The sequence below is a fragment of the Flavobacterium sp. KACC 22758 genome (genome assembly GCF_028736135.1).
Classification (GTDB): Bacteria; Bacteroidota; Bacteroidia; order Flavobacteriales; family Flavobacteriaceae; genus Flavobacterium; species Flavobacterium johnsoniae.
In genome coordinates, this window is record NZ_CP117878.1 from 5,622,947 (window position 1) to 5,633,897 (window position 10,951).

11 protein-coding genes and 1 tRNA gene are annotated in these 10,951 nt (G+C 30.2%); 4 read left to right on the forward strand and 8 right to left on the reverse strand.

Translation table 11 applies throughout. The features are described from left to right. The first annotated feature begins 163 nt into the window (after positions 1-163). Complete coding sequence (locus PQ462_RS23935) at positions 164-1,144, forward strand: SPFH domain-containing protein (protein WP_274251891.1); 981 nt, start codon at positions 164-166, stop codon at positions 1,142-1,144. A gap of 23 nt (positions 1,145-1,167) precedes the next feature. Here PQ462_RS23935 and PQ462_RS23940 read toward each other — a convergent pair whose 3' ends face one another. The 5 genes from PQ462_RS23940 to PQ462_RS23960 all read right to left on the reverse strand — a co-directional run bounded on the left by PQ462_RS23940 (position 1,168) and on the right by PQ462_RS23960 (position 6,095). Continuing rightward, complete coding sequence (locus tag PQ462_RS23940) at positions 1,168-1,422, reverse strand: DUF6327 family protein (RefSeq protein ID WP_073410280.1); 255 nt, start codon at positions 1,420-1,422, stop codon at positions 1,168-1,170. 5 nt (positions 1,423-1,427) lie between these two features. Then, positions 1,428-1,778 (reverse strand): hypothetical protein, encoded by a 351-nt coding sequence (locus PQ462_RS23945; protein ID WP_012023095.1) that lies wholly within the window; start codon positions 1,776-1,778, stop codon positions 1,428-1,430. 73 nt (positions 1,779-1,851) lie between these two features. Continuing rightward, positions 1,852-2,178, reverse strand: coding sequence for a YtxH domain-containing protein (locus tag PQ462_RS23950; RefSeq protein ID WP_274251892.1), 327 nt, complete (start codon positions 2,176-2,178; stop codon positions 1,852-1,854). An 81-nt stretch (positions 2,179-2,259) separates the two neighbouring features. Beyond that, a complete protein-coding gene (locus PQ462_RS23955) occupies positions 2,260-2,739 on the reverse strand; it encodes a hypothetical protein (RefSeq protein WP_012023097.1) in 480 nt (159 codons plus the stop codon). Positions 2,740-3,977: 1,238 nt separating this feature from the next. Beyond that, complete coding sequence (locus PQ462_RS23960; RefSeq protein ID WP_274251893.1) at positions 3,978-6,095, reverse strand: glutamine--tRNA ligase/YqeY domain fusion protein; 2,118 nt, start codon at positions 6,093-6,095, stop codon at positions 3,978-3,980. Between the two features lie 107 nt (positions 6,096-6,202). Between PQ462_RS23960 and folB the strand changes: the two genes are divergently transcribed. Next, positions 6,203-6,562, forward strand: coding sequence for a dihydroneopterin aldolase (folB, locus tag PQ462_RS23965; protein WP_073408318.1), 360 nt, complete (start codon positions 6,203-6,205; stop codon positions 6,560-6,562). A 94-nt stretch (positions 6,563-6,656) separates the two neighbouring features. Then, positions 6,657-6,727, forward strand: a tRNA-Cys gene (locus PQ462_RS23970). Between the two features lie 284 nt (positions 6,728-7,011). Here PQ462_RS23970 and PQ462_RS23975 read toward each other — a convergent pair. The 3 genes from PQ462_RS23975 to rnr are packed head-to-tail and all read right to left on the reverse strand — an operon-like array spanning position 7,012 to position 10,579. Further along, positions 7,012-7,692 (reverse strand): LysE family translocator, encoded by a 681-nt coding sequence (locus PQ462_RS23975; RefSeq protein ID WP_121362729.1) that lies wholly within the window; start codon positions 7,690-7,692, stop codon positions 7,012-7,014. Positions 7,693-7,706: 14 nt separating this feature from the next. Next, a complete protein-coding gene (locus PQ462_RS23980; protein ID WP_274251894.1) occupies positions 7,707-8,375 on the reverse strand; it encodes a head GIN domain-containing protein in 669 nt (222 codons plus the stop codon). A gap of 23 nt (positions 8,376-8,398) precedes the next feature. Next, entirely contained in the window at positions 8,399-10,579 is a 2,181-nt protein-coding gene (gene rnr / locus PQ462_RS23985) for a ribonuclease R (protein ID WP_274251895.1), read from the reverse strand. Positions 10,580-10,689: 110 nt separating this feature from the next. On the opposite strand from rnr, the gene PQ462_RS23990 reads away from it, so the two are divergent. Next, positions 10,690-10,923 (forward strand): putative signal transducing protein, encoded by a 234-nt coding sequence (locus PQ462_RS23990; RefSeq protein ID WP_012023104.1) that lies wholly within the window; start codon positions 10,690-10,692, stop codon positions 10,921-10,923. Positions 10,924-10,951: the final 28 nt, after the last annotated feature.

A 10,951-nucleotide genomic window follows, 5' to 3' on the forward strand; every position in this document is an offset into this window, starting at 1 on the left:
TTGACAAAGCTTTGATCTTAATTTTCTTAATACCTTAATGGTTAAAAAAACAAACGCTAAGCAACATCTCAAAAATGTTCTTAGCGTTTTTTTAATGTTTTAAAATTTTAATTTAGAAGAATTTTCGTAATTTACCAAAATCAAAAATATAAACTATATCACCATGAGTACAGCATTTATTATCTTTTTAGTATTGGCATTCTTCATTTTCATGTCGTCTTTCTTTACAGTAAAACAGCAGTCTTCTGTAATTATCGAAAGATTTGGAAAATTTCAGAGTGTTAGAAATTCAGGACTACAACTTAAAATTCCGTTGGTTGACAGATTGGCCGGACGTGTAAATCTTAAAATTCAACAGTTAGATGTTATCATCGAAACGAAAACCAGAGACAACGTTTTTATTAAAATGAAAGTTTCTGTTCAGTTTAAAGTTATTCAGGAAAAAGTATACGAAGCTTTTTATAAATTGGAGTATCCACACGATCAAATTACTTCTTATGTATTTGATGTGGTTCGTGCCGAGGTTCCAAAACTAAAATTAGATGACGTTTTTGAAAGAAAAGATGATATTGCAGTTGCAGTAAAACGTGAATTGAATGAGGCAATGTCTACTTATGGATATGACATTATCAATACATTGGTTACAGATATTGACCCGGACATTCAGGTAAAAAATGCAATGAACAGAATCAACGCCGCTGACAGAGAAAAAACGGCTGCAGAATTTGAAGCAGAAAGTTCAAGAATTAGAATCGTTGCAAAAGCAAAAGCCGAAGCAGAAAGTAAACGTTTACAAGGTCAAGGTATTGCAGATCAGCGTCGTGAAATTGCAAGAGGTCTTGTAGAAAGTGTTGAAGTTTTAAACAGTGTTGGAATTAATTCTCAAGAAGCTTCTGCCCTAATTGTAGTTACTCAGCATTATGATACTTTACAAGCAATTGGAGCTGATGCCAATTCTAATTTAATTTTGTTACCAAATTCTCCACAAGCTGGAAGTGACATGTTAAATAATATGGTTGCTTCATTTTCAGCATCAAACCAGGTTGGTGAAATGATGAAAAAGCACAATAAAAAGATAGAGAAACCAAAACCTATTCAGCCGCAATCTGGTTATGAAGATGACATTCAACCAGATGTTCATTGATAATTTTAAAATAAAAAAGAGGCTTAACTGCCTCTTTTTTTATTTATAAACCAGCCAATTACATAAGGTAAAATGGATTGTAAAATACTTGTATAAGAATTTGAAAAGTAATCTGTATAAGATGAAACGAATCCGTTTACAATATTTTGTGGTGTAATGCTTTCTTTAGTTTTCTGAAAACTCAAAACTAATTTTTGATAATTGATATCTTTTTCCAGTTTTAGAATTTCTAAATCTCTGTCGATTTCAGCGTAAGACGAGTATTTTTTCTTTTCCATAATCTTTAATCGTTAAAAAATATTTCTGAAAATTTCTCTAAAATAGGACCTTCAACAATCTTATCTTTTATCAAGAAAAGTAAAATGGTAAATAAAAGATAGATCCCTCCTACTGCTAAAAATCCTAAAGCATTGCTACCAAATAAATCTCCAAAAGCATACGCAGCTGCAAAAGATCCAAAAAGTAAAACCATACTAAAACACAATAATATCAAAGTAAATTTGAAAATTAAAGTTGTGGATTTCATGGCTACTTTAAAACCCCAAAGTTTGTAATAAGCCAAATGACTATCTATATAAACTTTAGTCTGATCCTGAATTTTTTCAGTGTTTTCTCTTAACTCTTCAAATGCCATAATTAGTTTTTTAAATAAAAAAAGCACAAAACTCTCTTAAAAATAAGCAAGTTATGTGCTTTTGTATTAGATATTATTTTTGAAGTTTAGCGTTCTGCGCTTTTAAATCAGCCAATTTAGATTCTAAAAAAGTGATCACTTCTTCTGTTTTATGACTTACATTTGAAAGTAAATCATTCAAAGTTCCGTCAAGATTTTGTGTTGCATTTGTAAACTTTTCACGAAGTACTTCAGAACTTGCTTCAAAAGAATCCTGCAAATTATGTTTTGCATCATCAATTCCTTCTTTAATTTTAGCTCTCGTTTTTGATCCTTTATCCGGAGCAAATAAAATTCCGATCGTCGCTCCTACTGCAGCACCAGCCAAAATCGCTGCAATTGTATTTGAATTATTTGACATGATATTTATATTTAAAGTGATTAATAAAGATACTTCTTTTTTAAAATGCTAAACTTCAAAATTTAAAATTTAACAATATAATTAATACACATACGAAACTGCTTCATACTTACCATCAGCTTTTTCAATAATACTCACAAAAGGATAACCATTTGAAGCTGACTTAGATTTGATTCTCATAGCAGTCTGTTTTTGATTTGCAATTGGCGGTTCACCTTTTGTCCTTGTCGAGACACCTGTAAAACTAGCAGCCTGTTTCAGTCCTATTGTCTTTTCCTGAGGCAAAACAGTTACCATTTTGTAATCATCTTTTGAATCTACTATTATCTTATCTGAAATTTTCTGAGTTTGTTTAGTTTGTTTATTAGTAATTTGAGATACAGCATATTTGCTAATTTTAACTTCTTCAGAACTTCCGTTCAACGAATAATAAATTAAACCATTTTCGTTTTTAATGAAATTAACATCTAGTTGTTCCCCATTATGTTTTGTAATTTGATGTGTTTGAGAAATTGCAATATTTGCAAATAACATCGCCAGCGTAAAATATAAAATTTTCATGATAATTGGATTTTAAGTTTAATAATTAAAATTTGTCAGATTGAATTACAAAAACAATAATGACCTAAAACTAATGCTATGGAAATTTCATAATTATGAAGTAATTTGAAAAATACCTTTTACGCGAAATATTATCAAAACCACATCACAATAAAAAACAGAACATAAAATTGTCTTTTCAAGAATTCAGGTTTGAATTAATAAATCAAATAAAAAATTGTCTTTTTTAATTGTAAATAATAATCAATTGAGAATCTCTTCGGAAATATCAATTTTCTATAAAATCATCTCTGACTTTTGGTATTGAGTTAAAAATAGCAACTTTATAAACAATTGTGTGTTAACAAGCCGTTAAACTGACAAAAATAACAGCGAAAAGTTAAATAAAAGCTTTAAATAAACAATAATTCAAAAAACGAATTATCTATTTACCGTTTTAAAATAACGTCTTAAAAACGATTTATGAAGGTAAAAATCGATTTATAAAAACTATCATTTTTAATTTTATAATCAATTATATAAATAATAAGTAAAAACTAAATTATATTTTTATTAATTAGTAAAATCTATAAAAAAACAAGAAAAACTAAAAATATTAAAATAAGAAAAAACTTAATTATTTATTTTTTATAAAAATGGAAAAGCAGAGATGGTAAAAATATTTCTAAATAATATTAAACTATAAAATTTAAATATTAATAGTTTTTATAAATAATAAATAAAATAATACAAAAATAAAATATACTATCGTAAAAATTTATAATAAAGCCATTCGATTGAAAAATACAGCTTAAAAATTTAAAAAACTTAAATAAAGAGATTTAATGAATTAATATTTAAAAAATGAATCAGTTATCCGTAAAATTTTAATTCTGCTTTAAAATAAAAATATGAAAGTCAATTTTAATTTAATAAAATTATAATAAATATATAAATGATAGGTTTTATAAATAATAATTAAAATAAATTTAAAAAATATTTAAATCATAAAAATTTATAATATGAAGTATTATAGAAAAAATTGAGCTCAAAAAATTTAAAAATTGAAATAAAGCTATTAAATGAATTTAAATTTAAAAAATGAGTTAGTTATCCAATAAATTTTAATTCTTCTTTAAAATAAAAATATGAAAGCCAATTTTAATCTAATAAAATTATAATTTTTGAAATTAAATAGATTTTATATATAATAATAAAAGCGCTTTATAAAAGCGCTTTTCTATAGATTCTAATTATTTTTACTTTTTTACCATTTCAGATAAAATTTCAATTTCTCTCTCCGAAGCATTTTTTGGAGGATTTGAATATAATTTTAAAATTTCATCATCATATTCGTTTTTGAAACTTTCAACTTCAATATCTCTTAAATTTAAAAGTGCTTTTGATCTAACATAAGTTGATTCACTTTTTAAAGACATTGAATATAATTTTTTAATATCATCTTCCTCAAAATCAGTTGATTTCCAGTTTGAATATTTCAAAATAAACTGAGAAAACAACAATGAAGCCTTATTGTTGTTGATATTCTTCTTTAAAGAATTCTGTAAAAGTGAAAAAGTAGAGATATTTTTGATGTTCTCCCCTATTGCACTTTCGATTGCAATTCTCTCTGGTTTAGTCTCAACTTTAAAATATTTGTTGATATCTTTTAAAGAATTATTGATGCTGTTTTCTTCTTTTTTACCTTTTTCTTCCCAAGCATCTTTCAATCCAACAGTTTTGTTAAATACTAATTTTGAAGCAGTTGAGTCTTTATCAACAGTAAAATAACCTAAACGTTGAAACTGGAATTTATCTTCATTTTGAGCTGTTGATAAACTTGGTTCAACATATCCGGTTACGATTTCTAACGAATTTGGATTCACAAAATCTAAGAAATTTTTCTCTTTATAACTATCTGGAGCTTCATCTGTAAACAAACGATCGTACAAACGAACTTCAGCTTCTAATGCATGTTTGATAGAAACCCAATGCAATGTTCCAGATACTTTTCTTTGGCTTGCTTCTGTTCCGCTTCCACTTAAAGAATCAGTATCATACGTTACATGAATTTCTGTAATATTTCCGTTTTCATCTTTTATAACAGATTCACCTTTAATGATATAAGCGTTTTTAAGACGAACTTCTTTTCCTAAAGTCAAACGGAAAAACTTAGCTGGAGCTTCTTCTAAAAAGTCTTCTCTTTCTATGTATAACTCACGAGAAAATGGTACTTTTCTGAAACCGGCATTTTCATCTTCCTGGTTATTTTCGGCTTCTAACCACTCTTCTTTACCTTCAGGATAATTTGTAATTACCAGTTTTACAGGATCTAAAACAGCCATTACACGAGGTGCAATTTTGTTCAAATCTTCACGAATACAAAACTCTAAAACCGATACATTGATCAAATTATCACGTTTTGCAATACCAATTGTATTAGCAAAATTACGCAATGAAGCTGCTGTATAACCACGTCTTCTTAACCCGGAAATGGTTGACATTCTTGGATCATCCCAACCGTTAACATGCTTTTCTTTAACTAGTTGCTGTAATTTTCTTTTACTAACAACAGTATGTGATAAGTTACGTCTTGCAAATTCTCTTTGTTTTGGACGCAGTTTATTATCATCAAAAATTTGATCTAAAAACCAATCGTATAATTCACGGTGAGGCAAGAATTCTAGTGTACAAAATGAGTGAGAAATTTGTTCTAAATAATCACTTTGCCCGTGTGCCCAATCGTACATTGGATAGATTTTCCAGGCATCTCCAGTTCTATGGTGATGTTTGTGTAAAATTCTGTACATAATAGGATCACGCATTAACATATTTGTTGATTTCATGTCAATTTTTGCACGAAGAATATGTGTACCAGCCTCAAATTCACCGTTTTTCATTCTTTCGAATAAATCCAAATTTTCTTCAACAGAACGATTTCTGTATGGGCTGTCAGTTCCTGGAGTGGTTGGAGTTCCTTTCTGGATCGCCATTTCTTCAGAAGATTGACTGTCAACATACGCTTTATCTTTTTTAATTAATAAAACTGCCCAATCATACAATTGTTGGAAATAATCAGACGCATAACATTCTTCTGCCCATTTGTAACCCAGCCATTCTACATCTTTTTTAATAGCATCAACAAATTCCTGTTCTTCTTTTTCAGGATTTGTATCATCAAAACGTAAATTCACAGGAGATTGATAATCAATTCCTAAACCAAAATTTAACGCAATTGAACTCGCGTGCCCAATGTGTAAATAGCCATTAGGTTCTGGTGGAAAACGAAAGCGAAGTTTAGTATTTGAAAGACCTGATTTTACGTCTTCCTCTATGATTTGTTCAATAAAATTGAGTGATTTCTCTTCTGATGCCATTATTTTATAGTAATTTTAGCAAAGATAAAAAAAAGGTTTCAGGTTTCAGGTTTAAAGTTATTTAAGTGGCGCATAACCTGAAACTTTAAACGTGAAACAATATAAAAATGGGAGTTATTAAACTAAAAAACATCCGTACTTTTTCTTACCACGGATGTTTAATTGAAGAAGGAAAAATTGGATCTGATTATACTGTAGATCTAAAAATTAAAACCAATTTACAGAAATCAGCAGAAACAGATCATCTTTTAGATACTGTTGACTACGTGCATTTGAACAAAATTGTAGCAGAAGAAATGGCAATTCGCTCGCATTTATTAGAGCATGTTGCCAAAAGAATCAATATTCGTGTGCTGGCAGAGATAGAAATGGTAGAAAAAACAACAGTTTGGGTTTCTAAAATTAATCCGCCTATTGGTGGTGATGTTGAGTCAGTTACTATAAAAATGACGGAAACTAGAAAGTAATATTAAAAATTAAAATCCTAAAATTTTAAAATAGTTCATTCGAAACTTTTGAAATTTAAAGATTTTAGTTACTTTTGCCATCCGTTCAAGCAATGGCGTCGTGGCCGAGCGGCTAGGCTGGGCTCTGCAAAAGCTCCTACTCCGGTTCGAATCCGGACGATGCCTCTAAAACCTCTAAAGTAATTTAGAGGTTTTTTTGTGGCTAATTTTTAGAAAAAATTAATTAAAATATATTGGTTCAAATCCGGACGATGCCTAAAAAACCTTCAAAGCAATTTGAAGGTTTTTTTTATGTCTTGTCATTGCGAGGAACGAAGCAATCTCACTACTATGAGTTTACAAATGTTGACATACTTAGTAAGATTGCTTCGTTCCTCACAATGACTTATAAACACAAAAAAACCTCTGAAATTCAGAGGTTTGATTTTATATTCTATAGTTATTAACAACTACTTTTTCTCTATTCTTTCAAAAGCATTTTTTACCATTTCTTTTTCTTTTGGAAACCAGCCCTGAGTTATTAATACAACTCCAAAAACCATTAAAACAATACTAATTCCTTTTTTAATTTTCACGATATTAGTTGGCGTCATTTTAGATTTTAATTGTTTGGCTAATACTATTTTAAGGCAGTCAACTAACAAATACGTTATAATCACCGACGTAAAAAAAGTAATCATTCTTGAGTTTTGCATTTCTAATTTTGGCCCTACAGAAATAATTACAGCCAGCCAGAAACCTAAAACACCAATGTTAATAACGTTGAGTAAAAAGCCTTTTATGAATAAACTTCCGTAATTTCTTTTAATAATATCCCGGTCAATTTCTTCATCATCAATTTTTTCTTCATTTTTTAATCTTACAAAAGAAATTATACCATAAGCCAGCATTATGATTCCTCCAAAAATAAAGAGTGCAGGTTTATCTTTTAAACTGGAAATCAACCTGTAACTTCCTAGATAGGCAATTGCTATAAAAAAAATATCACCTAGAACTACTCCAAAATCAAAGACTATTGCAGCTCTGAATCCTTTAGTAATACTGGTTTCTAATAGTATAAAAAATACCGGACCTACCATAAAGCTTAGAAAAAGTCCCCATGGCAGTCCAGCCAGAATATCATTTATCATCAAAATACGACTTGTTATTTTACTTCTTCGATTTTACCTCCAAAAACTGTTTTTTGATTTATTTGTTTTGGTTTTCCATAAATGTAAATAGAGCCTCCTGCGCTCACTTTTGCATCGACAAGGGTCGAAGCATTAACATCGGCTTTTCCGCCCGCAGAAACGCTTACTTTGGTCTGAGAAGTGGCTAATTTACTTCCAAGGAAATAACCGCCGGCTCCTAAACTCGCATCAAGGTTGTCTGCTTTACCAGTTGCAGTGATTTCTCCGCCGGAAACTGAACTTACTTTTAGTTTATCAACGTTCAAATCTACATTAATTTTTCCACCTTCCTGCGCACTAACTTTAAATGAAGTTGCTTTTAAGGTTTCTTTACTTGTAACTTCAGCTCCTTCATTAACATCAATCAGCTCAATATGTTTATAATACAAAGTTACTTCAAGATCATTCCCTGACAAAAGTTTAGGAAAAGGCATTCTTAATTTTAATACACCATTTTTGTTAACAGCTTCTAACTCTGCTTCTCTTGTTCCTTTTATAACAACTTTATTTTCAGATGACTGAACTAATTTTACACTTAATTTGTCGTAAACTTTTACGGTATCAAAATCTCCTAATTCTTTGGTTACCTGACCAAAAGACATTTGTACAAATAAAATTGCTGCTCCAATAATTAGCTTTCTCATACTTTTATTTTTTTAATTAATATTTATTCTGCTCGTCTTAAAAAATGAAAATCCAGTTGTTTTTTCACTAAGTCGGCATTTTTTACTTTAACATAAATTTCATCTCCTAATTGCAAAATGCTGTTTGAAGTAGCTCCAACCAAAGCATATTGTCTTTCATCGAAAGTATAGTAATCATCTTTTATTTCTCTGATTCTTACCATTCCTTCGCATTTATTAGAAACGATTTCAACATAAATTCCCCACTCGGTAACACCAGAAATAACACCAAGAAATTCTTCATCCTGATGATCCTGCATGTATTTAACCTGCATGTATTTGATACTATCTCGCTCAGCATTAGTAGCTAAACTTTCCATGTTTGAACAATGCAGACATTTTGTTTCGTAGGTTTCTTCATCTACAGAAGCTCCTCCATCCAGATAATACTGCAGCAATCTGTGTACCATAACGTCAGGATAACGACGAATTGGCGATGTAAAATGGCTGTAATAATCAAAAGCTAAACCATAATGCCCAATATTATCTGTTGAATATTTGGCTTTGCTCATACTTCTAATTGCAAGAGTATCAATTAAGTTTTGCTCTTTTTTACCATTTACTTCTTCCATTAAAGAATTCAATGATTTGGCAATATCACCTTTATTTCTAAAATCAATTTTATAACCAAATTTAGCAATTACAGTTTGCATTGCAATTAACTTGTCTTCGTTTGGTTCGTCGTGAATACGGTAAACAAAGGTTTTCTTTTGTTTTCCAATGTATTCCGCCACTTTTCTATTAGCCAAAAGCATAAATTCTTCAATCAAATGATTGGCATCTTTTGAAATTTTGAAGTAAACTCCTTCTGGTTCTCCTGCTTCATCAAGATTAAATTTAACTTCAACTTTATCAAAAGAAATAGCACCTTGCTGCATTCTTTTCTTTCTTAAAATCTTCGCTAATTCATCTAATTTCAAAGTTGCTTCTCTAATTTCATCTGAAACAACATAAGATTCACCGGTAATAGAAACATCAACCGGAATTGTATTATCTTTTGTTTCAATGATATATTGCGCTTCTTCATAAGCAAAACGCTGATCTGAATAAATTACTGTTCTTCCAAACCATTGGTTGATAACTTGTGCAGTTGGCGAAACTTCAAAAATAGCAGAGAATGTATATTTTTCTTCATTCGGACGAAGTGAACACGCAAAGTTAGACAATACTTCAGGAAGCATTGGCACTACTCTATCTACCAAATAAACTGAAGTTGCTCTTTGGTACGCTTCATCATCAAGAATGGTTCCTTCTTCTAAATAATACGAAACATCGGCAATATGGATTCCAATTTCAAAGTTTCCATTCTCTAACTTTTTGAAAGACAAGGCATCATCAAAATCTTTTGCATCTTTTGGATCTATCGTAAACGTAAGTGTATCACGCATATCACGACGTTTTGCAATCTCTGATTCCTGAATTGAGGTATCCAGCTTTTGAGCATACACCTCTACTTCTACCGGGAAATCAGATGGCAGTCCATATTCAGCCAGAATAGCATGAATTTCTGTATTGTGTTCTCCAGGTTTTCCTAAAACACGAATTACAGATCCAAACGGACTATCAGCTCTCTTTGGCCAGTCTTCAATCTTAACCAAAACAACATCACCATTTTCTGCTTCTCCCAATTTATCTTTTGGAATAAAAATATCCGTATACATTTTTGGATTGGCAGTAGAAACAAAAGCAAAGTTTGGCTGAATGTCAATTACACCAACAAATTCTGTTTTATCTCTTTCAAGAACTTCAATTACTTCACCTTCAGGTCTTTTTCCTTTTCTTCTGTTATAAACGTAAACTTTTACTTTGTCTTTGTCTAAAGCACGATTCAAATTATTGGTAGGAATAAAAACATCTTCTTCAAATTCATCACAAATAAAATATGCCGTTTTTCTGCTCGTCATATCTATCGTTCCTTCGTAGTAATCCTGACTAACAGCTTTAACTAAATATTTTCCAGGTTCTGTTTCTATAATTTTCTTTTGTGCAGCCAGAATTTTTAAGTCTTTTATAATCTGGTTTCTGCTATTAGTATCGTCTAATTCAAGCTTTGCTCCTATCTGTTTATAATTGAATGGTTTATTAGCATTTTGCGATAAAATTTTAAGTATTTTTCCAGAGAAATCTTTCTCTTTTTTTATCGGCTTTCTAATTTTCTTACTCATATATCTTTTCTTATAAGGTTTAAAATTACAAATAAGAAATCAGATAATTCTTTTTAACAAATAGAATTATTAAAAATATAACTTTTCGTACATTTACAAAAAGACCTCATATGGAAAGCTTTAAGACAATCGCCGTATTCAATTATCAGCACGAAACAGTGGTTCTCAAACACTTACTTGAACAGGAAGAAATCCCGTATTTTTTCGAAAACGAAATGACACTTTCCGTCATGCCTCTTTACTCAAATGCACTGGGCGGAATCAAACTCAAAGTTCATCCGGAAGACTTCGAACAAGTTCAGCAAATTCTGGACAATCTCAACAATCCTCTCAAAATCGTCTGAAACAAACTTCAAAAACAAACTCAAATCA

Coding starts and splice junctions, on each gene's coding strand:
- PQ462_RS23935 (WP_274251891.1), top strand. CDS start 164: ATGAGTACAGCATTTATTATCTTTTTAGTATTGGCATTCTTCATTTTC.
- PQ462_RS23940 (WP_073410280.1), bottom strand. CDS start 1,422: ATGGAAAAGAAAAAATACTCGTCTTACGCTGAAATCGACAGAGATTTA.
- PQ462_RS23945 (WP_012023095.1), bottom strand. CDS start 1,778: ATGGCATTTGAAGAGTTAAGAGAAAACACTGAAAAAATTCAGGATCAG.
- PQ462_RS23950 (WP_274251892.1), bottom strand. CDS start 2,178: ATGTCAAATAATTCAAATACAATTGCAGCGATTTTGGCTGGTGCTGCA.
- PQ462_RS23955 (WP_012023097.1), bottom strand. CDS start 2,739: ATGAAAATTTTATATTTTACGCTGGCGATGTTATTTGCAAATATTGCA.
- PQ462_RS23960 (WP_274251893.1), bottom strand. CDS start 6,095: ATGGCATCAGAAGAGAAATCACTCAATTTTATTGAACAAATCATAGAG.
- folB (WP_073408318.1), top strand. CDS start 6,203: ATGGGAGTTATTAAACTAAAAAACATCCGTACTTTTTCTTACCACGGA.
- PQ462_RS23975 (WP_121362729.1), bottom strand. CDS start 7,692: ATGATAAATGATATTCTGGCTGGACTGCCATGGGGACTTTTTCTAAGC.
- PQ462_RS23980 (WP_274251894.1), bottom strand. CDS start 8,375: ATGAGAAAGCTAATTATTGGAGCAGCAATTTTATTTGTACAAATGTCT.
- rnr (WP_274251895.1), bottom strand. CDS start 10,579: ATGAGTAAGAAAATTAGAAAGCCGATAAAAAAAGAGAAAGATTTCTCT.
- PQ462_RS23990 (WP_012023104.1), top strand. CDS start 10,690: ATGGAAAGCTTTAAGACAATCGCCGTATTCAATTATCAGCACGAAACA.